22 protein-coding genes and 2 pseudogenes are annotated in these 23,827 nt (G+C 67.8%); 12 read left to right on the top strand and 12 right to left on the bottom strand.

Annotated elements, in window-relative coordinates:
• Positions 1–74: 74 nt before the first annotated feature.
• From ABH933_RS18935 to ABH933_RS18950, 4 genes are all read right to left on the bottom strand, one after another.
• The gene (locus ABH933_RS18935; RefSeq protein ID WP_429423514.1) at positions 75–1,130 is read right to left on the bottom strand and encodes a hypothetical protein; all 1,056 of its coding nucleotides are present in this window, start codon (positions 1,128–1,130) and stop codon (positions 75–77) included.
• Between the two features lie 10 nt (positions 1,131–1,140).
• Positions 1,141–1,365 carry a hypothetical protein gene (locus ABH933_RS18940; protein ID WP_429423515.1) on the bottom strand — a complete coding sequence of 75 codons (225 nt, stop codon included), beginning with the start codon at positions 1,363–1,365 and terminating at the stop codon, positions 1,141–1,143.
• Positions 1,366–1,488: 123 nt separating this feature from the next.
• On the bottom strand, positions 1,489–2,916 hold the full coding sequence (gene rox, locus ABH933_RS18945) for a rifampin monooxygenase (RefSeq protein WP_429423516.1): 1,428 nt from the start codon (positions 2,914–2,916) through the stop codon (positions 1,489–1,491).
• Positions 2,917–3,392: 476 nt separating this feature from the next.
• On the bottom strand, positions 3,393–3,542 hold the full coding sequence (locus tag ABH933_RS18950; RefSeq protein ID WP_429423517.1) for a hypothetical protein: 150 nt from the start codon (positions 3,540–3,542) through the stop codon (positions 3,393–3,395).
• Between the two features lie 10 nt (positions 3,543–3,552).
• On the opposite strand from ABH933_RS18950, the gene ABH933_RS18955 reads away from it, so the two are divergent.
• The 3 genes from ABH933_RS18955 (at position 3,553) to ABH933_RS18965 (ending at position 5,620) form a co-directional block, all read left to right on the top strand.
• Positions 3,553–3,780: a hypothetical protein gene (locus ABH933_RS18955; protein ID WP_429423518.1), complete on the top strand. Its 228-nt coding sequence runs from the start codon at positions 3,553–3,555 to the stop codon at positions 3,778–3,780.
• Positions 3,781–4,086: 306 nt separating this feature from the next.
• Positions 4,087–4,710, top strand: coding sequence for a glycoside hydrolase family 25 protein (locus tag ABH933_RS18960; RefSeq protein WP_429423519.1), 624 nt, complete (start codon positions 4,087–4,089; stop codon positions 4,708–4,710).
• Between the two features lie 37 nt (positions 4,711–4,747).
• Positions 4,748–5,620: a GH25 family lysozyme gene (locus ABH933_RS18965; protein ID WP_429423520.1), complete on the top strand. Its 873-nt coding sequence runs from the start codon at positions 4,748–4,750 to the stop codon at positions 5,618–5,620.
• A 214-nt stretch (positions 5,621–5,834) separates the two neighbouring features.
• Here the strand turns inward: ABH933_RS18965 and ABH933_RS18970 are convergent, their stop codons facing one another.
• The gene (locus ABH933_RS18970) at positions 5,835–7,457 is read right to left on the bottom strand and encodes an FAD-dependent monooxygenase (protein ID WP_429423521.1); all 1,623 of its coding nucleotides are present in this window, start codon (positions 7,455–7,457) and stop codon (positions 5,835–5,837) included.
• 91 nt (positions 7,458–7,548) lie between these two features.
• On the opposite strand from ABH933_RS18970, the gene ABH933_RS18975 reads away from it, so the two are divergent.
• Positions 7,549–8,268, top strand: a complete 720-nt coding sequence (locus tag ABH933_RS18975; protein WP_429423523.1) for a TetR/AcrR family transcriptional regulator C-terminal domain-containing protein — start codon at positions 7,549–7,551, stop codon at positions 8,266–8,268.
• 179 nt (positions 8,269–8,447) lie between these two features.
• Here ABH933_RS18975 and ABH933_RS18980 read toward each other — a convergent pair whose 3' ends face one another.
• Genes ABH933_RS18980 through ABH933_RS18990 form a run of 3 tightly spaced genes read right to left on the bottom strand, consistent with a single transcriptional unit; the run spans position 8,448 to position 10,257 of the window.
• On the bottom strand, positions 8,448–9,050 hold the full coding sequence (locus ABH933_RS18980; RefSeq protein WP_429423524.1) for a DUF4232 domain-containing protein: 603 nt from the start codon (positions 9,048–9,050) through the stop codon (positions 8,448–8,450).
• Positions 9,051–9,053: 3 nt separating this feature from the next.
• Positions 9,054–9,632, bottom strand: coding sequence for a maltokinase N-terminal cap-like domain-containing protein (locus ABH933_RS18985; RefSeq protein ID WP_429423525.1), 579 nt, complete (start codon positions 9,630–9,632; stop codon positions 9,054–9,056).
• A 22-nt stretch (positions 9,633–9,654) separates the two neighbouring features.
• A complete protein-coding gene (locus tag ABH933_RS18990) occupies positions 9,655–10,257 on the bottom strand; it encodes an HdeD family acid-resistance protein (RefSeq protein WP_429423526.1) in 603 nt (200 codons plus the stop codon).
• Between the two features lie 219 nt (positions 10,258–10,476).
• Here ABH933_RS18990 and ABH933_RS18995 point away from each other — a divergent pair, with 219 nt between their 5' ends.
• Entirely contained in the window at positions 10,477–11,850 is a 1,374-nt protein-coding gene (locus ABH933_RS18995; protein WP_429423527.1) for a cytochrome P450, read from the top strand.
• A gap of 87 nt (positions 11,851–11,937) precedes the next feature.
• Here the strand turns inward: ABH933_RS18995 and ABH933_RS19000 are convergent, their stop codons facing one another.
• The 3 genes from ABH933_RS19000 to ABH933_RS19010 are packed head-to-tail and all read right to left on the bottom strand — an operon-like array spanning position 11,938 to position 13,844.
• Entirely contained in the window at positions 11,938–12,699 is a 762-nt protein-coding gene (locus ABH933_RS19000; protein ID WP_429423529.1) for an ABC transporter permease, read from the bottom strand.
• Positions 12,696–13,514, bottom strand: a complete 819-nt coding sequence (locus tag ABH933_RS19005) for an ABC transporter ATP-binding protein (protein ID WP_429423530.1) — start codon at positions 13,512–13,514, stop codon at positions 12,696–12,698. Before ABH933_RS19005 ends, ABH933_RS19000 begins: the two co-directional genes overlap by 4 nt.
• Positions 13,515–13,844 carry a PadR family transcriptional regulator gene (locus ABH933_RS19010; protein WP_429423531.1) on the bottom strand — a complete coding sequence of 110 codons (330 nt, stop codon included), beginning with the start codon at positions 13,842–13,844 and terminating at the stop codon, positions 13,515–13,517.
• Between the two features lie 254 nt (positions 13,845–14,098).
• On the opposite strand from ABH933_RS19010, the pseudogene ABH933_RS19015 reads away from it, so the two are divergent.
• The 5 genes and pseudogenes from ABH933_RS19015 to ABH933_RS19035 all read left to right on the top strand — a co-directional run.
• Positions 14,099–14,275: pseudogene (locus ABH933_RS19015) on the top strand (Tn3 family transposase); the annotation flags it as partial.
• 744 nt (positions 14,276–15,019) lie between these two features.
• On the top strand, positions 15,020–15,823 hold the full coding sequence (locus ABH933_RS19020; RefSeq protein WP_429423532.1) for an SDR family oxidoreductase: 804 nt from the start codon (positions 15,020–15,022) through the stop codon (positions 15,821–15,823).
• A 127-nt stretch (positions 15,824–15,950) separates the two neighbouring features.
• Positions 15,951–16,844 (top strand): helix-turn-helix transcriptional regulator, encoded by an 894-nt coding sequence (locus ABH933_RS19025; RefSeq protein WP_429423533.1) that lies wholly within the window; start codon positions 15,951–15,953, stop codon positions 16,842–16,844.
• A 280-nt stretch (positions 16,845–17,124) separates the two neighbouring features.
• Complete coding sequence (locus ABH933_RS19030) at positions 17,125–17,433, top strand: hypothetical protein (protein WP_429423534.1); 309 nt, start codon at positions 17,125–17,127, stop codon at positions 17,431–17,433.
• 306 nt (positions 17,434–17,739) lie between these two features.
• The gene (locus ABH933_RS19035) at positions 17,740–19,848 is read left to right on the top strand and encodes a Tn3 family transposase (RefSeq protein WP_429423535.1); all 2,109 of its coding nucleotides are present in this window, start codon (positions 17,740–17,742) and stop codon (positions 19,846–19,848) included.
• 116 nt (positions 19,849–19,964) lie between these two features.
• On the opposite strand, the gene ABH933_RS19040 is transcribed toward ABH933_RS19035, so the two are convergent.
• Positions 19,965–20,519, bottom strand: a complete 555-nt coding sequence (locus ABH933_RS19040; protein ID WP_429423536.1) for a TetR/AcrR family transcriptional regulator — start codon at positions 20,517–20,519, stop codon at positions 19,965–19,967.
• Positions 20,520–20,603: 84 nt separating this feature from the next.
• Here ABH933_RS19040 and ABH933_RS19045 point away from each other — a divergent pair, with 84 nt between their 5' ends.
• Positions 20,604–21,521, top strand: a complete 918-nt coding sequence (locus tag ABH933_RS19045; RefSeq protein ID WP_429423537.1) for a TIGR03620 family F420-dependent LLM class oxidoreductase — start codon at positions 20,604–20,606, stop codon at positions 21,519–21,521.
• Between the two features lie 303 nt (positions 21,522–21,824).
• Positions 21,825–23,588 (top strand): annotated as a pseudogene (locus ABH933_RS19050) (DUF4158 domain-containing protein); the annotation flags it as partial.
• Between the last annotated feature and the right edge of the window lie 239 nt (positions 23,589–23,827).

Genomic DNA, 23,827 nt, shown 5'->3' on the forward strand with positions numbered 1-23,827 from the left:
TTCTTCCTTCCGCGGGCCGCGTTCGGCTTGCTTACCGATACTGACGCCGACGGGCCCGCGAATTGGGCGGTGCGTCAGGCGCGCAGCCGGGCAACAAGGTCGGCCAAGCGGTCTCCGTGGGCGGAGCGCTCGGCGGCCGCCAACGCCGCGGCGGTGTCCACGGTGTCCCACGCCGGGAGTTCAGCGAAGACACGGAGGCGATCCGGGGGCATTGCGGCCACGACGCGGATCAGCGCGTCCCACAGGTCGTGCTGGTCGGCCGCCGCAATCAATCCGGTGAGGGCCTGTTCGGTCCAGGCGTCGGCGGCGGCGAAGGAGCTCAGATGGGTCTCGGTGAGCGCGGCAGCGACGGATAGCAGTTCGGGCCAGGCATTTTCGCGGTGAGCCGCGTCGATCATGGCGGTCAGGACCGCCGGGCCGAGCTCGGCGGCCGCGTCGGCGATGCGGGCGCGCGTCGGCGTGCTCAGGAATTGCAGGAAGGTGAGCGTTTCGGCGAACAGCCCGGCGTCGGCGGCCGCCTGGACCAGACTGCGAATCCGATCGTCGTCCACCCGCGTGAGCACGATGTCGAAATGCCCGGCGACATCGCTGATCTCGGAATTCAGGACGATCATGAGCAGGTCCGCGCCCGATTCGATGGACGGCAGCACCTCGAGGATCAGCTCGTCGGAGACCGCGGAGACGAAGCGGGCCAGCGTCACGTAGTCCTTGCGGCGCAGCATTTCCCGCATCGCGGGCAGCATCGCCTCGGTCCGCAGCCCCCGCACGATCGGCCCGACGGCCTCGGGATCCACGTACGGCGCGGCGTCGGCGATGAATTCCGGTGGCACGGAACCGATCAGGTCGGCCGCGCGCGCGGGCGGCACCTCGGTGGCGACCATGCCCACGAACATCGGGCCGTAGTACCGCATGGCGATGCGCACCGCGAGCGTGCCGGGTACCAGCGCGCCGACCTTCGCGATCCGCCGGAACATGGGCCGATGCGGCGCGTCCAGGCGCTGGTGGACACTGCGCCGGAACGCCCGGATCGCCTCGGGCGCAGCGCCTTCGAGGAAATCCAGCCGTTCCGGCTCGGTTTGCAGCTCCCGCGCCAGCTTGATGACCTCGGCGCGCGATTCGAGACTCGTCACGACGACTCCCCTACGAGAAGAGCACTCGCCGGGCGACGGGGCGCACCAGCGCGGGCAGCATCGTCAGCCCGTTGCCGATGGCCCGATTCAGCTCGCGCGCCCGGGTGGCCCGGGCGCGCTCGAAGGATTCGCGTAGTACCGCGTACTGCGCGTCCTCGAGCTCGCCGAGCGCCTCGATCACCGCCGGCGCCACCCCCGTTGCCAGAGACAGTCGAGAAATCTGCGCACTCCCCATGCACGCAGGCTATCCGGATTCCGGTCCACATGCAGGGGTAACCGGATTCCGGGCCCGCCGGAAGGCGTCACGTCGCCACGTGCCGAATCCCCGCCCGCGCTCCCTGTGGCCGAGCGGGCGCGCTCACCGTGCCGGAGCGCCGAACCACCTCGGCAGCTGCGCGAGCAGCTCCTGCTGATCGTCTCCGACCCAGGCCACGTGGCCGTCCGGACGCAGGAGCACCGCGGGTGCATCGATCTCCGCGCTGACGTCGACGACGTGGTCGACCCGCTCCGACCAGCCCGCCACCGAGAGCACACCCGTCCGGTCGAGCAGCAGGCCGCGGCCGTTGCGCATCAGCTCGTAGAGGCGGCCCTGCTTCAAGGTCACATCCCGCAGCCGCCTGCCCAGCAGGCCGTGCCCCTCCCCGAAGTCGTAGCGGATGCCGATCGCGACGACCTTCTCGATCAGGTACCGGTTCACCTCCTCGAAGTCCATCAGCTCCGACATCAGCCGCCGGACCGCCTGCGGCCCCGGCTCCGGCGACATCAGCTCGCCCTGCGCGCGAGTGTTGTCGAGCACGCTCGCGGCCACCGGGCGCCGTTCGGTCTCATAGCTGTCCAGCAGTCCCTCCGGCGCCCAGCCCGCGACCTCCGCGGCGAGTTTCCACCCCAGGTTGAATGCATCCTGGATGCCGAGGTTGAGGCCCTGCCCGCCGAGGGGCGGATGGATGTGCGCCGCATCCCCGGCCAGCAGCACCCGCCCGACGCGGTAGCGCTCGGCCAGCCGCGTCGCATCACCGAAGCGAGACAGCCAGCGCGGCGAATGCATGCCGAAATCGGTGCCGGTGATCGCGCGCATCTGCTGCTTCATCTCCTCCAGCGTGGGCGGGACCGTCGGGTCCTCGGACACCCCCGCCGCCGGCGCGACGACACGGAACGCCCCGTCCTCGAGCGGACCGGCGCCGAATCCCTTGCGCGTCTTGTAGATTTCGCGCACCACGGCGAGCACGGCGTCGGCGGGCTCGGTCAGGTACACCTCGCCCAGCACCCACTCGTTCCGGGCGGGATCACCGGGGAAGCCGACCCCGAGCAGCTTGCGCACCGTGCTGCGCCCGCCGTCGCAGCCCACCAGGTAGCGCGAGCGCAATTCGCCGCCGCTCGCCAGCTCGACGGTGACCACATCATCGTTCTGGCGCAACCCCACGACCTCGGTGTCGTAGCGGATCTCGACGCCGATCTCGCGCGCATGCTCGATCAGCAGGCGTTCGGTGACGGTCTGCGGAACGCTCAGCACGAACGGGTAGGTGGTATCCAGTCCCACCTCCTGCTGTTTGACGATGCCCGCGAAAAAACCGCCGACCGGATGCCGCGTGCCCACCGCGAAAAACCGGTCCAGCAGCCCACGCTGGTCCATGATCTCCAGGCTGCGCACGTGCAGGCCCATGCCCCGCACGATCCTGGTCGGCTCCGACTCCCGCTCCAGCACTACCGCCCGCACGCCCCGCATCTGCAACTCGCCGGCGAGCATCACGCCGCTGGGTCCCCCGCCGGCAATGATTACCTCGTACATGAACCACCCTTTCACCCGGTTGCCGTTCCGCCCGCCCCCCACGATCCGTCACACACCCGCACTTTCCGCGCCACATGCTCGCATCGCGGGACCTCCGCGATGCCGAGGCGCGCGAATGTCACAGGATCAGCGATTTCCGCAGGTACTGGCTTCGGCCGGAGATTCTGCACGATCCCCCGGGCCTTGCCGCAAGCCCCCGGGTGCGATATACGTTGAAGGGGAAGGGAGTGCAGCTACCTCCCGGTCCCTCTGTGACGTCGCCATTCGAATCGTCGAACCGCCCGCCCGGCAGCGAGTCCCGGGGGCACGATATCTGCACAGCATGGCCGCGCCGATGCCTGCTCACCCTGCGCTACGAGGCACTCCGGCCCGCCGTGGCGGGCCGGACCCGAGGTCTTCGGCACCTGCACCGGTACCTGTCGTCCGAAGTGCCTGTCATCCGAGTCGACCTGCGGGGCAATGACATTGGTGCGTGTCTATGGTGCGGGGATCCGAACGCCCGCGGCGCGGAGCTTGGCTTCGACCAGTGTCAGCGCCCGGGCCGCGGCCGATCCGTGCTCTTCGCCGTGGTGCGCGATCAGCCGGTATCGCGTCGCGGGCTCGGTGCGGGCCTGCAGGCCTGTCACCGTCTTGACGGTGACACCGACGCACGCCGCCGCGTGCCCGATCGTCACCGCGTTCCGCATCCGCTCAGCTTTCCTCATCGGTCCGGCCGTCACCGAACACCTGGGCCAGGAGTTTGCCCTGTACGTTCAGGAACGGCACGCCGGGGTGGGGATCGTGCTCGACATGATGGCGCGTGGACGCCTGCTCACCGAGGGCGCGTATCCCGTTGACGGACAGCAAATCTTGGGTTGCGGGTGAGAGTCCCTGCATGCAACACTCGGTTCGTTGAACTGCAAGCAAACGGCGGCCGCGGGGCGGCCGGGCAAGCGACGATCGTGACCGAATTCAGCTGAGGCGCTAGTGGGTTTCATGGGGAGTTGTCCGCACCGGGGAGCAACGCCGCCGTCTGACGATCCGGCCGGAATGGTCCGCGAGAAGTGAGCCGAGTGTGCTGCAGCCGAGCATCATCGTGCGTATGCGTGGCATAGGGTGGCCCTGTTCGAGACTGTGCTACCCACCGGTGAATGCAACGCTGCGACACCAGACTGACACGGAGATCGACGAATGACCTTGTACGGCATAGACATTTCGAACTATCAGGCCAACATCAACCTGGATCAGGTTGCCAAGGAGGGGTTCTCCTGGGTGGAGGCCAAGGTCTCCGAGGGCAACTACTACAAGGACCCGACCTGGGCCGCGAACCAGACCGCGGCAGGGAAGGCGAATCTGCCGATCATCGGCTATCACTATGCCATCGCCGCCGACGATCCGGCCTCGCAGGTCCAGACGTGGCAGGCCAACGGCGGCCCGAACGTCTGCATGATCGACTTCGAGAACAACTCGGGCAATATCGACAACTATTGGGCACTGGTCAACGCGTTCAACGCCGCGGGCATCAAGGTGGCGCTGTCCTATATCCCGCAGTGGTACTGGAGCAAGATCGGCTCCCCGGACCTGTCCAAGGTGCCCGGCCTGGTCTCCTCGGCGTACCCTGGCGGCAGCGGTTACGCCTCCACGCTCTACGAGAACGGCGGCGGCGATTCCGGTGAGGGCTGGGCGTCCTACGGCGGCGGCAATCCGGTGATCTGGCAGTTCACCGACCAGGCCTCGGTCGCCGGCATGACCGTCGACGCCGACGCATTCCGCGGCAGCGCCGGGGATCTCGCCTCGCTGCTCAGCGGATCATGACCGCGCCCGGGCACCTGATCGGCGCGGAGGTCGTCCGATGACGCTGTACGGCATAGACATTTCGAACTATCAGGCCAACATCAACCTGGGTGAGGTTGCCAAGGAGGGGTTCTCCTGGGTGGAGGCCAAGGTCTCCGAGGGCAACTACTACAAGGATCCCACCTGGGCGGCCAACCAGTCCGCGGCCGCGCAGGCCGGTATCGCGATCATCGGATACCACTACGCGAATGCCTCCGACTCTCCCGCCTCGCAGGTGCAGAACTGGCAGGCCAACGGCGGCCCGAACGTCTGCATGATCGACTTCGAGGCCAATTCAGGCAACATCAACGACTACTGGGCACTGGTCAACGCCTTCAACGCGGCGGGTGTGACGGTGGCGCTGTCCTATATCCCGCAGTGGTATTGGAGCCAGATCGGCTCCCCGGACCTGTCCAAGGTGCCGGGGCTGGTGTCCTCGGCGTATCCAGGTGGCACCGGCTACGCGTCCCAGATCTACGCGAACGCAGGCGGCGATTCGGGCGAGGGCTGGGCCTCTTACGGCGGCGGCAATCCGGTGATCTGGCAGTTCACCGACCAGGCCTCGGTCGCCGGCATGACCGTCGACGCCGACGCATTCCGGGGCAGCGCCGCGGATCTGGCCACATTACTCGGAGGACAAGGAACAGGAGGAGGATGGCTGATGGCACTCACCGACGCCCAGCAGGCCGATCTCTATCAGAAGGTATCCGACATCTGGGAGCAGCTGCGCGGTCCCAACGGCGCGGGCTGGCCGCAATTGGGCCAGAACGCATCCGGCGCGAACCTGACCCCGGTCGACGCGATCGCATGGATCAAGACGGACCTGGAGACCAACCAACCCTCCGGATCGGGATCGGGATCCGGCGCGACCTCAGCTTCGCCGACAACATAGTGGAATAACCACTGGCGCAGTACTATTCGCGCACGCACGTGCCGCCGGGAGTGCAGACTCCCGGCGGCACGTCGCGTTCGTAGGCCCGGTCGCGGGCATCGCCGGCCGAGACCCGACCAGGAGGGCCCGCCGCGGCGCGGCAATATCGCCGAGCGAAACGGGTCCGCGGCGGCCGTCCGGGCGGAGACGATGACCCACTCGAATATCCGACCGATTACTTGGCGAGAACCCGGGTCAGCAACTGCCGGAGCAGTCTGGCCGGGGCGGGCGGCGCGGACGGGATGCGCGCCGCAATGATCTGGTCGGGACGAACCAGCAGCGCACCATCCGGGCCGATGCCGACGGTATCGAACCACTCGCGAACGGCGTTGTCCGCCAGGGCAAGCGCGTGCGAGTCGACCCGGATCCCCAACTCCGCGGCCGCATCGGAAGCCGCGGCGATCCAGCGATGGTTCCCGCCGATCACCGTGCAGTGCGACCGGATCAGGTCCAGCGTGGAGGTCCCGCCCGCAAGCCGCCGATGCGGCAGGCGCGAGCCGGGCGTGCCGTCCAGGTCCGCGATCACGTCCTCGGTCGAGGGTAGGGCCGGGCTCGACTCGATCACCGCGGCCGAGTCGTAGCGGTAGCCCAGGTGCACCACGAGGGCGTGCAGGGCGCCCGCGGCCGCGCGGCGGTCCACGGCGTGTGCGTCCCAGTGCAGCGTGGGGTCGGTGAGGCGAATCATGGCCTGTTCCAGCGTCATTGCCGCGACCGGCCGACGCTCGGCGGTGTAGGTGTCCAGTAGCGCCGGTCCGGCGTCGCCGCGCAGCACCGCGGCCAGTTTCCACGCGAGGTTGTGCGCGTCGGCCATGCCGGTGTTGAGTCCGAACGCCCCCAGCGGCGGGACCGCGTGTGCGGCGTCGCCGGCCAGGAATACCCGGCCGTGCCCAGCCGCCTCACCGACCGAGCGTCCCGCGTGGAATCGGTCCGCGAGCTGTCCGCGAGGGCGCCACGGCAGCACGCTGCGCACCTCCACCGGCAGCGCGGGATCCCCTACCGCCGTGCGGATCACCTCCTGCCACTGTTCGACCGCGACTTCGGCGGCGCCGCTGGTCGACTCGGAGTCGGTGCCGACGTGGAAGATCCACTCCTTCTCCCCGTCCACGGTCACCAGCAGGCCGGGGGCGTCCGGGTGGGTGATGGTGCAGTTCACGAACGTCCGCCCCTGCGTGTACGGGGTCAGGTCCGCACGGAACAGGATGCTGGTGGCGGGCTCCCCCAGCGAGCCGGGGCCGCCGACGCCGATGCCGAGCCGCTCGCGCACGGTGCTGCGCACACCGTCGGCGGCGATCAGATAGTCCGCGGCGATCACCTCATCGGTATCGAGTGTGACTGTGACGCCGTCGGATTCGATCGCGCAGTCCACCACCCGGGCCGAGAACCGCACGCGCGCACCCCCACTCCGCGCGGCGGGCAGCAGTACCGCGTCGAGCCGGTGCTGCGGGCACACCCCGCGTATCCGCGCCGGGCTCGGATCCGCACTGCCCCAGTCATTTTCGGTCACCGACAGCACGGGGACGGTCGACAGATCGACCTCCGCGAGGCTCCGCGCGGAGACCTTCACTCGCCCTCCGGCGGACATGTCCACGGCCACGTCGTTCACCGCCCGCTCGAGACCGGCCTGCCGCAGGAACTCCATGGTGCGCGGGCCGATTCCGGTGGCCCGCGGATGTATCGAGACGCCGGGCTGCCGCTCGAGCACCAGTGGCGTGACGCCGTGCGTGGTCAGGAAAAGCGCCGCGGCCAGACCGACGGTGCCGCCGCCGGCGATGAGGACCGGCACTCGCTCTTCCGACATTACAACCCCTTATGGATACAGTGTTCTCTATCGGATACACTGTATCCATAAGAGCGGGCTTCCCGCCAGTGTCATCAGATGAGGAGTCGATGTGCCCGAGCAGGAGCCTCCCCTGGTGTGGGCCCGCGAACCGCGCGTCCCGCGTCGCCGGGGTCCGAGCATCGAACGCATCGTCGCGGCGGCTGTCGCCATCGCCGATTCCGAAGAACTGCAGGCGGTTTCGATGCGCCGCGTGGCCGCGGACCTGAGCTCGGGCACCGCCTCGCTGTACCGGTACGTGACCAGCCGCGACGATCTGATCGATCTGATGATCGACAGCGTGCGCGGCGAGGTCGCACTGCCCTCGGCGACCGGCGACTGGCGGGCGGATCTCGCCGCCCACGCCTGGCACCTACGCGCCACGCTGCTGCGCCACCCTTGGCTGGGCCCCGAGATCGCGGGCCGCCCGGCGCTGGGCCCCAACTCCCTCCGCGAGCAGGAGGGTGTGCTCGCCGCGGCCGCCGAGTTCACCTCCGATATCGCCCTGGCCACGCATATCGTCGACGCGGTGGGCGCCTACGTCTTCGGCGCCACCACCCGCCAACTCGCCGAGCAACGCGCCCACCGCCGTTCGGGCCTGAGCGAGGGCCGATGGCGCGAGACCGTTGCCCCCTACCTCCTCCGCGTCCTGTCCGCGGGCGAGCACCCCCACCTGTCCCGCCGCATCGCCGCGGCTCCCGACCGGTCCCCCGACGACCACTTCACCTTCGGCCTCACGGCCCTGCTGAATGGAATAGCCGGCGGCGCTGCGGAATCCGGCGAGTCGCGCTAGCGGCGCATCTTCGCCAACCGCAGCACAGATCGCCGCCTGCATCCGACCGAGCGCACGACCGGACGTCGAGATCGTCGGTGGGCCACCGCGCAGCGCGCGACGGCCGGGCCCGCCTGCCGCACCCGCGACAGTTATCCGGCGAAGGTGTCTGTCGCTGCGCGTGCCGGCCGAGTACTGACCTACGGGGTGACCGGGTGCACCTGCAGTTCGCAGCCGGGCAGGGTGAAGGTCACGGTCTGCGACTGGGTGACGTTGGGCGGGGTGACCAGCAGGGTGGAGTAATTCGTGCATTCGGTGCTGTTGGGGCCCATGGCGCTGGCCTCGACCACGGCGCGGGCGGGGTGGCCGGACTGCACGACGACCACCTGGGACACGCTGGCCCCGAGATTCCCGATGGTGCGCTGGGCGTGCACGACCGGTCCGCCCGCGCCGGTATCGACGCCTGGGTAGCCACTGAGTGTGCAGGCCGCCGCGCCGGGGGCCAGGGTGAAGCTGAGCTGCAGGCCGCGGTGCATCATCGCCGCACCCATGCTCTGGGCGCTGACCACAAGTTGCCCGTCGGCACACGGGGACATCTCCGTCGCGGCCGAGCCCTGCGAGGGTGCGCTCTGGTCGGTGCTCTGCGATGCGGAGGATGCGGGCGCAGCCGTGGTGGTGCCCGGGCTCGCAGACGTGCTCGGCGCCACTGTCGCCGGGCCGCTCGCGGTGGTCGACGAGCATCCGGCCAGCGCGGCCGTCGCCGCGACCGCCATGAATGTGAACAATGTTGCCCTGCTTGCCATTTCCTATTTCCTTCCGGGCACGGCGACCGCCTCCAGCAGGATACCCCGCCGCACGCCGCCCTCGGGAGTTCGCCACGAACACCCGACCAGGCCGCGCCGGCTGTCCGGCTCCCCGTCCTCCACGGGAATCCTGTTGATGCGCAGGCTGATCGGCGTACCGACCTCGGCGGGGACGAGATAGACCGGCGCTGCCGGTGCGCTACTGACGTCCTGGTCCTGGGCCTGGGCCCGCCCGGCCAGCAGCTCGAGCGCCTGCTCGGCCAGCACCGGATCGCGGGCGCCGTCGTACACCCAGCGCCGCCCGAGCACGCCGTGCTCGGTGGTGCCGATCAGCGCGTCGTCCGCACCGTCGAGCGGCGCGCCGCGGTAGGCCATCGGCACGTGATAGGTGGTGCCCGTGCCGGTATCGGTGACGAGGTAGAACTCCATGCCCACCTCCCCTGCCGGATCGTCGAGCCGGAATCCCCCGGCCCGCACCAGATCCAGGATATCGCCGCCGCGGAACCACTTCCGGCCCGGCAGCCAGGCGTGCAGCAGCTCGAGCTTGGACGGACTCAGCGTGGTGTGGTGTATGACTGCCATGCCCCGACGGTACGGGCCGCGGTCAGGAGTGGGACCGCAGCAGCCCGTGCACGGTCACGGGGCCGGCGGCCGGCGCGGGCCGGTCGATTCGCGAGGCGATGCGGATCTCGCTGGCGCCCAACAGGATCAGAATCACACCGACCACCACCGCCAGCGCGTCGAGGGTGTCGATCGGCCAGACGATGACCGCGAGCCCGCCGATCATGGTCAGCACGCCGACCACCTCCTGGCCGTGGGTGCGTACCGGGGCGTCGGACCACACCGCGACGGTGGCCTGCACGATGCCGCGGATCACCAAGGCCAGGCCGACCCACAGCGCGACCAGCGACACCCAGTCACCGCTCTGCACGCACCACACCGCGAGCAGGACCGCCAGCAGCGCGGTGAAGAATTCCAGCACCTTCAGTCCCGGGCGAATACGGCCCCGGAACGTCACCACCAGCTGCCAGGCGGTGGTCAGCAGCACCGCCGCGCCGAAGAGTAGCTCCGCCAGCGGCACCGACTTGCCGGGCCACACCATCATCACCACCCCGAGGACCACCGATGCACAGCCGATCGCGAATGCGGCTTGCCAGGCGTCTCCGACGAAATTGTCGGCGCGGCCGGTCACTCGGAAGGTGGGCATAGCAGCATGATATGAGCAACACAGGCAAGTTGCTTAGCATTTGCGCTTTATGCGCCACACTCTCGCTGAGATCACGAAAAACAGGACAATCGCGATAGCGGTTGCTTCGCCACAGAATTGCCAGAATATCCTTCCGGGGCATGTCGCGGATCGTGGGCGACCCGTGATAGACAGGGTTCCGGTCGTCACGCCGCCGTGGCGTCCGGTCAGGAGGCAGCTGTGAACACCGCGTATCCCCCCGGCCCGCGGTTGCCGCGGCTGCTGCAGACGCTGGTGTACGCCAAGTGGCGGGCGCGGTTCCTGGCCACACAGGCCGAGCGTTTCGGTGATGTGTTCACCCTCCGGCTCACCCCGCCCTATGCCGAGCACCTGGTGGTGTTCTCCCGGCCCGATCACATCCGGGAGATCTTCGCCGGGGATCCGGCGGATCTGCATGCCGGGGAGGGCAATCGGGTGCTCGGGCAGGTCATGGGCGAGCATTCGCTGCTGCTGACCGACGAGGCCGAGCACGCCCGCGCGCGACGGCTGCTGATGCCCGCGTTCGCGGCCTCGGCGCTACGCGGCTACCAGGCCCTGGTCGAGGAGATCGCGGCGGCGCGGGTGAGCCGCTGGCAGCCGGGGCAGACCCTGCCGACCTTGGATGCGATGAACGAGCTCACCCTCGAGGTCATCATGCGCGTGGTGTTCGGCGTCAGCGACCGGCAGCGCCGCGATCAGCTCACCCCGCGGTTGCGCCGGCTGGTCGACATCAATCCGCTGATGCTGCTCGGCGGCATGTGGCCGCGGTTGCAGAACGTGGGTCCGTGGCGGCGGATGCGAGCGAACCAGGACGGGATCAACGAGCTGCTCTACGCCGAGATCCACCGCTGCCGTGCCGATTCCGAGTCCGCTCCCGGCGCCGATGTGCTCTCGAGGCTGTTGGCGGCCGGGGCCGGGGACGATTCCGCGGACACTCCGCTGAGCGATGCGGAGCTGCGCGATCAGCTGGTCACCCTGCTGCTCGCGGGCCACGAGACGACCGCCTCGGCGCTGGCGTGGGCCATGCACGAATTGGCCGCCGCGCCCGATATTCAGGATCAGGCGCGCCAGGCCGCCCGGGAGGGTGACGACAAATATCTCGAGGCCGTGCTCAAGGAGGCGATGCGCCGGCGCACCGTCATCGGCGGCGTGGCCCGCAAGCTGACCCGAGACATGACGATCGGCGGCTGGGACCTGCCCCCCGGCACGGTCGTGGCGACCTCGATCCTGCTCGCGCACAGCAATCCGCAGCGTCATCCCGAACCGGATCGATTCCGCCCGGACCGGTTCCTGGACGGGAGCGTCGCGGTGAACACCTGGCTGCCCTTCGGCGGCGGGGTGCGCCGCTGCATCGGCGCGGGCTTCTCGCTGATGGAGGGCACCGTCGTACTGCGCGAGGTGCTGTCGCGCTACACCCTGTCGCTGCCGCCGGGCGCGCACTCCGAGCGCGGCCGAATCCGCAACATCACCCACATTCCCGCCGATGGCGCCCGGGTGGTACTCACCGCGAATCCGCCACCCGGAACACCAACGGTCCCCGAGCCCGTCTCCGGCGTCGTGACCCCTGGATCGTAGCGCGCCACCCGCCGAAATCGATTGTCCCGCAACGGCATCGAACCGAAATGGCCCCGCCCTGGACTACCGGGGCGGGGCGAGTTCGGTTCAGGAGATCTGGCGGCGGTAGATGTCGTTCGCGCCGAGGTAGGCAACGACCAGGATGCCGATGCACCAGGCCAGCGCGGTCCAGATGCCGGTCCCGACGGGCTGCTGGGTGAACAGCGCGCGGATGGTGTTGACGATCGAGGTCACCGGCTGGTGTTCAGCGAAGGCGCGGACCGGGCCGGGCATCGTGTGGGTGGGCACGAATGCGGAGCTGATGAACGGCAGGAAGATCAGCGGGTAGGAGAACGCGCTGGCGCCGTCCGGGGTGCTGGCGGTGAGGCCGGGGATGATCGCGACCCAGGTCAGCGCGAGGGTGAACAGGACCATGATGCCCGCGACCCCGAGCCAGGCCAGCACTCCCGCGCTGGAGCGGAAGCCCATGAGCACCGCGACCAGCACCACGACGATGAGCGAAATCATGTTGGCGACAAGCGAAGTCAGCACGTGCGCCCACAGCACCGACGATCGTGCGATCGGCATTGACTGGAAGCGCTCGAAGATGCCGACGCTCTTGTCCTGATACAGCCGGTATGTGGTGTAGGCGATGCCCGAGGCGACCGTGATGAGCAGAATGCCCGGCAGCATGTACTTCACATACGAATGCATTCCGGTGTTGATCGCGCCGCCGAGCACGTACACGAACAGCAGCAGCATGGCGATCGGCGTGATGACGGTCGTGATGATGGTGTCCGGGCTGCGGGTGACGTGACGCAGGGTGCGCCCGAGCAGGACGGCGGTGTCGCCGAAGAAGTGTTTGTTCATCGGTGTTCCTTGATGGTCTGTGCCGTGGATGTGGCTGCCGGTGCCGCCGCTTTGCCGTCGGCGCCGACGAGGGTGAGGAAGACGTCCTCGAGGGTGGGCTGCTGCTCGACGTATTCGACCTGCGCCGGCGGCAGCAGCGCCTTGAGCTCGGTGAGGGTGCCGTTGACGAGGATCCGGCCCTCGTGCAGGATCGCGATCCGATCCGCGAGCTGTTCGGCCTCGTCCAGATATTGCGTCGTGAGCAGCACCGTCGTACCCTTTCCGGCGAGTTCCCGCACGGCCTGCCACACTTCGAGACGCGCCTCGGGATCCAGGCCCGTGGTCGGCTCGTCGAGGAAGACGACCGGCGGGTCCCCGATGAGGCTCATCGCGATGTCGAGGCGGCGGCGCATGCCACCGGAGTAGGTCGACACCTTGCGCGCGCCCGCGTCGGTCAGCGAGAAGCGCCCGAGCAGCCCGTCGGCGATCGCGCCGGGGTTCTTCAGGTGCCGCAGCCGCGCGACCAGCACGAGATTCTCACGGCCGCTGAGGATTTCGTCGACAGCGGCAAACTGCCCGGTGAGACTGATGGATTCGCGCACCTCCTGCGGTTGCGCGGCGACGTCGAACCCGTTGACCCTGGCCGTTCCCGCGCCGGCCTTCAGCAGCGTCGACAGGATCTTCACGACCGTGGTCTTGCCCGCGCCGTTGGAGCCGAGCAGTGCGAAAATGCTCCCGGGTGCGACATCGAAGTCCACGCCGCGCAGCACTTTCAGGTCCTTGAACGATTTCTCCAGCCCCTGCACGTGGATCGCCGGAGTGTGTTGTGTCGACATCTATCTGCCTCCTTCGCGGAGCTGTTCGAGACGTTCCGAGAGGAAGCCCCAGGTCCCCCAGAATTCGTCGAGATATTCCTGTCCCCGCGCGTTGAGGGAATACACCTTGCGCGGCGGGCCCTTTTCCGACGGGACCTTCTCCACGTCGACCAGCCCCTTCTTCTCGACCCTGACCAGCAGGGCGTAGACGGTGCCCTCGGCGATGTCCGCGAAGCCCTGCTCGCGCAGCCAGGCGGTGATCTCGTACCCGTATGCGGCCCGCACCGCCAGGATCGCCAGGACGATGCCCTCGAGCGTGCCCTTGAGCATTTCGGTCATCTGTTTGCCCATGAACCACCTTCGCGCTACTTAGTGTTGCTGATTACTAGTAAATAGTAACACTGAGTAGTGGTGACGCAAAAGGGTCCGACGCGCGAGGTTGGGGGTTGAGGAGCATCCGGGAGAAAAGTCACGGTAAGCGGACGGGTTGAATCTGGTTGTTGTGCTGGTGATTTCATGTCGGCGTGATTGACGACGGTGTGCCCGGTTACGGGCGGTTCGGTGTGTTGTCGCGGGTGGAGTTGGAGCGGTTCTTCTATCTGGACGACCAGTCCTACATCCGGTTCGACACCCTCGCCGCGGCCAACACCGCGCTGATCGAGGCCGAGGCCCGGATCCCGCTGGCGCAAGCGTGGGGCGGCGGCCTGGTCGCGTCGGTGGACGGGGTGCGGTTCGTGGTCCCGGTCCCCAGCATCCACGCCCGCCCGAACCCGAAGTATTTCGGGCACCCCACGTACCTCACCGAGGGGCGTCACGACCTCGCGCGGCGAATCTTCCACGGCTGCAAGGGCGAGATGACCCGCACCTATTACGAGGGCATGGAAGACCGGTTCTCGCCGTTCGTGCGGAGCCATATCGGCATCGACGGACACTACAGCTTCTACCTGCCCGACCTCGGCGGAACACACCGGCTGCTGCGTGATCCCGACGCCCCCGCCGACGAGTGAGCCCCGGCTGTCGGTGCCCAGGGCAATGCCGCTGGTGACCGGGCACCGGACCACGCGATCAAACCCTTGCGGATGCCCGATCGATACGATCGCAACCGTGGAGCTGATCGGTGGAGTGGAGAAGCGCGAAACCCCGTGAGTCGCCGCCGCGCCAACGATTGGCGTGGCGCGGCGCGATAACGCCGGTCATCGGATGACTAACAGGTCGATTCAGAACGACGATGCCGGGTCGCAATACAGATCAAAGCAATCACGAAAGTGACTGTGCAGGAATGATTGTGGCAGCGTGAGTCAGCGCATCAGGCAAGGGTGGCTCTCACAGTACCTGTTTCACCAGGGTCTCCCAGACGTCCAAAACGCCTGTCAACCTGGTTGAGTCGGCTCCCGGCTACACCAACGAAAGCGCCGGCAACACTTCATGGACACGCACTGCAGCTTTCCCCCCATCAGTTCAATTCAGCTGCACCGGACGCGCGACCGTGTCAGCACATGCTTCCACGATAGAACGGACGAAGACCAATGGCGGACAACCAGTTCACCACTCACGCAGACCTTTTCGATCTGAGTGGGAAATACGCACTTGTCACTGGCGGCACCAGGGGCATTGGGATGATGATCGCGCGCGGCCTTCTGCAGGCGGGCGCCCGCGTCATTATCAGCTCACGCAATGCGGACACGTGCGCGGAGGCACAGCATCTGCTGTCCGAATTCGGCGACGTTCAAGCATTCCCCGCCGACCTGTCCAGGCACGACGAGTGTCAGCGGCTCGCTGATCTTGTCAAGGTCGACTCGGAACGCCTGGACATCCTCGTCAACAACGCGGGATCGATGTGGCGCGAGCCGCTGGAGACGTTCCCGGACGAGGCCTGGGACGCAGTGATCGACCTCAACCTCAAGTCGCCGTTCTGGCTGGTGCAGGCGCTGCTGCCCGCACTTCGCAGGGCGGGCACCGCCGATGATCCCGCGCGGATCATCAACATCGGCAGTATCGCCGCCATCCACGTCGCAGAGTCGCCCAACTACTCGTACGCCAGCAGCAAAGCGGCACTCCATCAACTCACCAGGGTGCTTGCTAGGGAACTGGGCCCACAGCACGTCACGGTGAACGCGGTAGCCCCAGGAGTGTTCCCGTCGCAGATGATGGCGTCCACGCTCGATGCCATCGGCGACACGATCGCGGCGAAGGCCCCTCTGCGCCGGCTCGGCCGCGACGACGACATGGCAGGTGTCGCCGTGTTCCTCGCTAGCCGGGCCGGGTCTTACCTGACGGGCGCCATCATCCCGGTCGACGGCGGCACCGCCACGACCGCATCAGGTACCTAGCCGTCGGCGCGAGGCTTTGCCAGCGGCCGACGAGCCACCGTGAACACCTCCAAGTCGGGTCTCAACGCAGTCGTCGGGGTACCCGCAGTGCCTCCCTTGGACTGCGGGACGGGCTTACGGTGAGGGGATGGCCACGATGGATCTACGCACCGATATCCGGGAGTTTCTCAGCTCGCGTCGCGCCCGCATCGCACCCGAGCAAGCGGGCCTGCCCGCTTACGGCGGCAATCGTCGGGTCAAAGGTCTGCGTCGCGAGGAGGTAGCGCTGCTGGCGGGGGTATCGGTCGACTACTACGTGCGTATGGAGCGCGGCAGCCTCGCCGGTGCCTCCGATGGTGTGCTCGACGCGTTGGCCTCTGCCTTGCAACTCGACGAGGCCGAGCGGGACCACCTGTTCCACCTCGCGCGCCAATCCGGGGCGCCCAGCGGTCCACGCCGGCGCAAACCTGCCGTGACGGTGCGCTCGACGCTGCAGCAGGTGCTCGATGCCATCTCCGATGCGCCGGCCTGGATCTGTAACGGACGTTATGACGTGCTCGCCATGAATCAACTTGCCCGCGCGCTGTTTTCACCGGTGCTGGCCGACCCGCGACGGCCCGCGAACACAGCGCGGTTCGTCTATTTAGCTCCCGAGGCGGCCAGAGATTTCTTTGTCGACTACGACCGAATTGCCAGTGACACGGCCGCGAAGCTACGCATGGAAGCCGGCCGCAATCCGCACGACGAGGAGCTGATCGCCCTGGTCGGCGAACTGTCAACGTGCAGTGAGCTATTCCGGCAGCGGTGGGCATCTCGGGACGTGCGGCTACACCGGTCCGGACGCAAGCGGGTGCACCATCCGATCGTGGGCCAGCTCGACCTGGACGTCGAGTCCCTGGAACTGCCCGCCGAACCCGGCCTGCACCTCAACGTCTACACCGCACCCGCGGGCACGCCGACCGCTGACAATTTAGCGCTCCTGGCGTCGTGGGCGGCCACCCAACAGACGCTGGCGACCGAGCTCGGAGCACACAACGGATAGTCCACCCCTTCAGCCGTACTAGTCAGCGGACCATGACGTGGGGCAACAATCTGCCACACCCAAGGAATACGAGACCCCCTACCACGCTCGACTCCGGACATCTCAGCCGGCATCCAAGCGACGAACTCTGAACGCTCCCACCGAAAACCGGCTCTCGATCAGCGACCCGGCTGGGGGCTGCGCTGGCTTGTGGGCCGGGGGTCGGGGAGCAGATCCGCCCGATCCGGCGCTAAGGGCTGAAGATCGAGCGGTGTTGGCCTACGGGTGATTTCATGTCGGCGTGACCGATGAGGGTGGCTATGGCCGGTTTGGGGCGTTGTCTCGTGTTGAGCTGGAGCGGTTTTTCTATCTTGATGACGAGGACCGGAAGCTGGTGTACGGGTTGACCTCCTACAGCGAGGTCGAGCCGGAGTTGGCGGCGTGGGTCGCCGACCAGGCATGGGTGACCGGCGACGGACCGAAAGCGATGTTCGCCGGCGCGGTCGACTGGCTACGCAAACGCCAGGCGCTGCTGCGGGTCTGCGCACGTTGGAACGGCTGGTCACCGATGGCCGCCAAGCCGCCGATCGGCGTTTGTGGGGTCAGCTGACCGATCAACTGACCCCAGGTTCGGCGTCGGCGCTGCTGGCGTTGCTGGCCGCGCCCGAGGGCAAGCGCCGTGTCAGCGAGCTGGAACGGCTTCGCCGCGGCGTGTTCCGGACCAGTTCCAAAGGGATGCTGGCGGCATTGGACCGCCTCGCCGAACTGATCGCGGTGGGAGGGCAGTCCCTGGATGAGTCGATGGTCCCCCAGCGCCGGGTGATCGGCCCTGGCCACCTACGGATTGTCGAGCAAGGCTCCTGCATTGCGCCGGCTCGAGCCCCGCCAGCATCGCCTGGCGGTGATGGTGGCCACGGTGAAAGTACTGACAGGCCGGGCGACCGACGACGTGCTGGAGCTGTTCGACCTGTTGATGGTCACCGATCTGATGTCCAAGGCCGAGCGGTCCTCGCGCGAGGAGAAGTTGCAGCGGTATCCGCGGGTGTCGCGTCATGCAGGCAAGCTCGCGGCGGCGGTGAAGGTGCTGCTGGAGATGACCGAGGTCGAACCGGACCTGAGCTTGGAGATGATGTGGGGTCTGATCGAGAACACCACGACCAAAAGCGAGCTGCGTGCCGCCGTTGCGGTGATCGACGAGCTGGTTCCGGTCGATGACGCCGAGTTGAACGAGCAGCGCCTGGAAGAGCTGGCCGGGCGCCTGGCCACGGTCCGGGTGTTCCTGCCACGGATGATGCGCACCGTGGTGTTCGGGGCCACCGCGGACGGTGCGGCGGTACTGGCAGCGATGAAGACCCTCGCTGAGCTGTTGCCGACGAAGTCGAAACTGGCCGCGAGCTGGCTCGATGCCTGCCGCGTCGACCACGATCTCATCGGCAGCGGGTGGAAGCGCCTCGTCTACCGGGAAGGGCGCCCGCCGGAGACGGTGGACCGGGCCGCGTACACGCTGTGCCTGCTCGAGCAGTTCCATCGGCATCTCAAGCACCGCACCATCTTCGCCCCGCACTCGACACGCTGGCGTGACCCGCGCGCCCAGTTGCTGGCCGGGCCCGCGTGGGAACGTTCCCGCGAGGCCGGGATGAACGCGTTGAACCTGCCAGGCGATCCCGGGGCGCTGCTCGCCGAGCATGCCGGCGCGGCCGACACCGCCCACCGTGAGGTCGCCGCGCGCCTGGACTGCGACGGCCCGGCGAGCGTCGATGAGGAAGGCCGACTGCACCTCGCAGCGTTGAAAGCGGAACCGGATCCGCCGTCGCTGGTGGATCTGCGCCGTCGGGTGGAGGCGATGGTGCCCGAGGTCGACCTGCCCGAGCTGGTCTTGGAAGTGATGTCCTGGGTGCCCGGGTTCGCCGAGTCGTTCACCCACGCCTCCGGCAATGGCGCCCGCGTCGCGGATCTGGGGCTCTCGGTCGCCGCAGTGCTATGCGCGCACGCGATGAATGTGGGTTTCAAGGCGGTGACCAGCCCCGGTGTGGACGCGCTGACTCGTGACCGCCTGCATCACGTGGATCAGAATTATGTTCGTTCGGAGACGTTGACCGCGGCCAACGTGGAGTTGGTCAAGGCCCAGGCCGAGATCGAGTTGGCGCAGCTGTGGGGTGGTGGGCTGCTCGCCTCGGTCGACGGCATGCGGTTCGTGGTGCCGGTCCGCACGATCCACGCCAGGCCGAACCCGAAGTACTTCGGCCGCAAACGGGGCATCACCTGGTTGAACATGCTCAACGACCAGTCCGCCGGCCTGGCTGCCAAGGTGGTGTCCGGCACGCCCCGCGACTCGCTGAACTTCATCGATGTCGTGCAGCTCCAGCAGGGTGGCCGCAATCCCGAAGCCATCATCACCGATACCGGCTCGTATTCCGACATCGTGTTCGGTTTGGTGCATTTGATCGGCAAGAGTTATCGGCCGCAGTTGGCGAACCTGCCCGATCAGCGGTTGTGGCGGTTCGATCCGGACACGGACTACGGCCCGCTCAACCAGGCCGCCCGGGGGCGCATCGACACCGGGAAAATCGCCGCGCATTGGGAGGACATGTGCCGGGTCGCGGTGTCGATCAATGAGTGTGAGGTGTCGGCGCACGATGTCACCCGCATGATCTCCCGGGACGGGAACCCGACCCCGCTGGGCCAGGCCAACCTCACCGAGGGCCGCCACGACCTGGGGCGGCGGATCTACCACGGGAAGAAGGGAGAGATGACCCGCACCTACTACGAGGGCATGGAAGATCAACTCTCCGCGCTCGGGCTGGTCCTCAACTGCACGGTTCTGTGGAATACGTTCTACACCAACCGCGCTCTGGAACAGCTACGCGCGCAAGGCTATCCGGTGCGCGATGAGGACGCGCAGCGGCTCTCGGCCTTCATCCGCACCCACATCGGCATCGACGGCCACTACGCCTTCCACCTGCCCGACCTCGGCGGTGACCACCGCCCGCTGCGGGATCCCGATGCACCCGACCAGGACGATTGAGTCCCGGCCCGGCGGAACCAAATTCGATAAAAGCGTCGTTTAGCGGTTTCCCTATCACCGGCCGGGACGCTTCTGGCTCAGGCAGGAAACGGTGCGCCGGGAACGACCGGGGAGACTCAGGAACTCATCGACTCTTGACGACGCTCGTAGAGCGTGTCCATGACGAGGCCGAGGAGGCGTTCGGGTCGATCGGGGTCGGTGCTGTGGGAGGTGGTCAAAGCGATGCCCACGATGAGTTGGATGACATCGCGGGCGTGGACATCGGCGCGCACGCTGCCCGCGCGCTGGGCATGGGACACGACCGCATGGGCGGCTTCGTGAATGGTGGCGTGACAGTCGAACCCCAGGTCGACCGGCTCGGTCAGTGCCGCGCCCAGGCCGTGGTCGGTTCGTGCGTGGGTCAGGAAGGCTCGCAACCATTCGCGGAGTGCGTTGTCCGGGTCGGTGGTCGACATCAGTTCCTCTGCCCGCGCGACCAGTGCTTCGATGCGCTCGCGGAGTACGGCGGCCAGCAGTGCCTGCCGGTTGGGGAAGTGCCGGTAGAGCGTGCCTGGTCCGACATTCGCGCGACGGGCGATCTCGTTGAGTGAGGCGTTCGGTCCTTCCTCGGCGAACGTTTCGGCGGCGGCGCTCAACATGCGCTCGTAGTTGCGCTGTGCGTCGGCTCGCATGCCTGCCCTTGTCATCCGGAGAAGTTCTCCGTATCGTACCTCGAGTAAATCGGAGAACCTCTCCGGAAAGGTCTGGGAGAAGTTATGACGCAACGACAACTGGGCAGCGTTGGGATCTGGACGTTCGCGTTCGAGAGCCAGCCCGCCGGGCGAGTCCGCGAGGCGGCGGCCGAACTCGAGGAACTCGGTTACGGCACACTGTGGTTCGGTGAGGCGTTCGGCCGGGAAGCGATGGGGCAGGCGTGGCTGCTGCTCACCGCGACCGAGCGCGTTACGGTCGCCGCGGGGATCGCCAATGTCGCCTTCCGTGATCCGATCGCGATGGCGACCGCGGAACGCACTCTCGGGGACGCGTTTCCCGGTCGCTTCCTGCTCGGACTCGGCGGCCACCGGGTCGGTGGGCAAACCGGCGTGTTCGATGGCTACCCGATGCCTGCGATCGGAAACCGGCCGCTGGCGGTGATGCGTGACTATCTGGATGCGATGGACGCTGTACCGCACCACGGTCCCGTTCCCGACCCCGCGCCGCGCCGTGTGCTCGCCGCGCTCGGACCGAAGATGCTCGAACTGGCCGCCGAACGCACCTGGGGCGCACATCCATACTTCGTGCCCGTCGAACACACCGCGCTCGCGCGCAGGATCATGGGTCCGCACGCGGTCCTGGCCGTCGAGCAGGCCGTGGTCTTGGACACCGACCGGACCCGCGCACGTGCGCTGGCCCGGGCGCATGTCGCCGGATATGTCGATGCGGCGCCGCATCAGCAGGCGAATGTGCGGCGGCTGGGCTTCGGCGACGCCGATATCGTCGGCGGTCCAAGTGATCGTCTTATCGACGCGATCGTCGCCTACGGTGATGTCGACGCTATCGAGCAGCGGGTGCGCGAGCACCTCGCGGCCGGCGCCGACCATGTATGTCTCCAGGTGCTGACTGCCACCCCTGCCGAACTGCCGATGCCGGAATGGCGCGAGCTTGCGGGCCTGGTGGCCGCCATGCCTGCGTGAATGCGACACGGCTTCAAGGATTCCGCGAGATCACCAGTGTCCCACCCCTGTTCCTGGCATATGAGGTCCAGAGCTTCGAAAACTCGCGGTAACTCCGGTGCCGACCTGGGCGAATGCGGTGGTCAGGAAGTGCCCACTCCGCGAATTGTCTACGGTAGGGGTTCCGGTAGTAATCGGGCGAAAAACAACGACAATGGCTTGACCAGCAACTATGTGCCGAAATAGCTTGCGCTGCGGGCGGACTCGGTTGGTGCTTGGCTTGGCTGCCGATGAGGTCGATCGGCGTGCTGGAGGTCAGGTTTCGTGGCAACGCGGGTGTTCGCGGATGAGGAGTTGGCGCGTTTTCGGGAGTTCCCCGACATCAGCCGTGACGAGTTGTTCCGGTTCTTCACGCTGACCCCGGCCGATATCGCGTTCGTGGCGCCGTGTCGCGGTCGTGGGCCGGCTGAGCGGCTCGGGCTGTCGGTGTCGTTGTGCTCGCTGCCGTGGCTGGGGTTCGTCCCGGACCGGGTAGCGGACGCGCCGCCGGTGGCCGTGGCTCGGCTGGCCGAACAGCTGGACGTGGACGCGTCGGTGATGCGCTTCTACGGCAAGCGGGCGCAGACCCGCACCGAGCATGTGCGCCTGGTGGCGCAATATCTGGGGTGGCGGCCGGCGGGTGCGATGGAGTTGAAGGTCCTCGACGAGTTCCTGCTGGCGCGGGCGATGGAGCACGATTCACCGACGCTGCTGTTCCGGCTGGCCTGCGAGTATCTGTTGTCGGCCAAGGTGATCCGGCCCAGCCCGGACACCGTCGTGCGCCGCGTCGGTCATGCCCGCGAGCAGGCGCAGGCCGAAACCTACGACCGGCTGCGGGCCGAGTTCACGCCGACGCGGTGTGCGGCGTTGGACGCGCTGCTGGAAGTCGATGCCGGGCTGGGGATGTCGCGGATGCGGTGGTTGTCGACCGGGCCGGTCGAGGCCTCCGCGTCGGCGGTGAAGGCTGAGGTCGGCAAGCTGGAGTTCCTGCGCGGGCTGGGCGGGCACGAGCTGGACATGACGGTGCTGCCGGCGGAGCGGCGCCGGTTCCTGGCCACGATGGGGCGCCGACTGTCGCCGCAGGCGCTGGAGCGCCGCGATCCGCAACGCCGGTATCCGATCCTGTTGACCGTGCTGGCGCAGTCGGCGGTCGGCGTACTCGACGAGGTGGTCGCGCTGTTCGACCAGGCGATCTCCGCGAAATACAGTGCCGCCGAACGCAAGATGCGCGACGAACTCGCCGAACGCGGCCGCACCGGCGAAGACCGGCAAGCCCTGCTGGACGATCTGCTGGCGCTTGTCACCGACCCGGGCATCCCCGACGAGGACATCGGCGGCCTGATCCGGGGTGAACGTATCGGCTGGGAGCGGCTGCGTGGCGCGGTCGCCCAGGCCAAGCCGCGGCTGCCGCGTGACCACGGGCATCTGGCCGCGCTGGACTCGTCGTATTCGTATCTGCGGCAGTTCACTCCGCGCGTGTTGGCGACGGTGCCGTTCGCGGGCGGAACCGCGGCCACGGAGCTGCTGATCGCGGTGGCGATGCTGCGGGAGATGAACGCGACCAACGCCCGCAAGGTGTTCGACGAGGCCCCGACCGGGTTCGTGCCGGCCCGGTGGCGCGGCTATCTCGACGATGCCCGGAAGTCCGGGAACCAGACCGCGTATCGGCACTACTGGGAGCTGTGCGTGCTGCTGGGCTTGCGCGACGGCCTGCGCACGGGCGACGTGTACGTGCCAGGGTCGCGCCGGTATGCCGATCCGGCTGCGTATCTGCTGACCGCGCAGCAGTGGGAGCCCCAGCGTGACGAGTTCTGCCGCCTGGTCGGCAAACCGTCCGACCCCGGTCAGGCGCTGGGCGAGGCGGTGGCCGAGTTGCATGACGCGGTCGGTGAGCTGGAGAAGGTTCTCGCCGACGGCGACGGCCCGGTTCGCCTCGACGAGGCCGGGGACCTGGTGATCTCCCCGCTCACCGCGGAGGATGTGCCGTCGGAGTCGGAGGCGCTCAAGGCGGAGCTGACCGAGATGTTGCCGTTCGCCCCGATCCTGAGCGCCGCGGCGGTGCGTGGCCGCTACGGCCGCCGGCAGATGGCTGTCGAATGGCCCAATCGCTGTAGTCCCGTCGTCCGATCACCACTACTCGGCTCCGGGAACGTCTCCGCCGCCTGGGCATCACCGGCACCGGCCGGATCGCGGCCTTCAACGAGTTGCTGCGCGAGATCCCCGCACCGGTCCTCGCCGACCTCGTCGGTTGCAACCCGAAACTCGCCGCCGAACGCGCATCGCTCCTC

It is taken from the genome of Nocardia sp. GP40, from assembly GCF_050434125.1.
Taxonomy (GTDB): domain Bacteria; phylum Actinomycetota; class Actinomycetes; order Mycobacteriales; family Mycobacteriaceae; genus Nocardia; species Nocardia albiluteola.

Coding starts and splice junctions, on each gene's coding strand:
- ABH933_RS19005 (WP_429423530.1), bottom strand. CDS start 13,514: ATGTCGACACAACACACTCCGGCGATCCACGTGCAGGGGCTGGAGAAA.
- rox (WP_429423516.1), bottom strand. CDS start 2,916: ATGTACGAGGTAATCATTGCCGGCGGGGGACCCAGCGGCGTGATGCTC.
- ABH933_RS18965 (WP_429423520.1), top strand. CDS start 4,748: ATGACGCTGTACGGCATAGACATTTCGAACTATCAGGCCAACATCAAC.
- ABH933_RS18960 (WP_429423519.1), top strand. CDS start 4,087: ATGACCTTGTACGGCATAGACATTTCGAACTATCAGGCCAACATCAAC.
- ABH933_RS18940 (WP_429423515.1), bottom strand. CDS start 1,365: ATGGGGAGTGCGCAGATTTCTCGACTGTCTCTGGCAACGGGGGTGGCG.
- ABH933_RS19010 (WP_429423531.1), bottom strand. CDS start 13,844: ATGGGCAAACAGATGACCGAAATGCTCAAGGGCACGCTCGAGGGCATC.
- ABH933_RS19020 (WP_429423532.1), top strand. CDS start 15,020: ATGGCGGACAACCAGTTCACCACTCACGCAGACCTTTTCGATCTGAGT.
- ABH933_RS19040 (WP_429423536.1), bottom strand. CDS start 20,519: ATGCGAGCCGACGCACAGCGCAACTACGAGCGCATGTTGAGCGCCGCC.
- ABH933_RS19045 (WP_429423537.1), top strand. CDS start 20,604: ATGACGCAACGACAACTGGGCAGCGTTGGGATCTGGACGTTCGCGTTC.
- ABH933_RS18980 (WP_429423524.1), bottom strand. CDS start 9,050: ATGGCAAGCAGGGCAACATTGTTCACATTCATGGCGGTCGCGGCGACG.
- ABH933_RS18985 (WP_429423525.1), bottom strand. CDS start 9,632: ATGGCAGTCATACACCACACCACGCTGAGTCCGTCCAAGCTCGAGCTG.
- ABH933_RS18990 (WP_429423526.1), bottom strand. CDS start 10,257: ATGCCCACCTTCCGAGTGACCGGCCGCGCCGACAATTTCGTCGGAGAC.
- ABH933_RS19000 (WP_429423529.1), bottom strand. CDS start 12,699: ATGAACAAACACTTCTTCGGCGACACCGCCGTCCTGCTCGGGCGCACC.
- ABH933_RS18970 (WP_429423521.1), bottom strand. CDS start 7,457: ATGTCGGAAGAGCGAGTGCCGGTCCTCATCGCCGGCGGCGGCACCGTC.
- ABH933_RS19025 (WP_429423533.1), top strand. CDS start 15,951: ATGGCCACGATGGATCTACGCACCGATATCCGGGAGTTTCTCAGCTCG.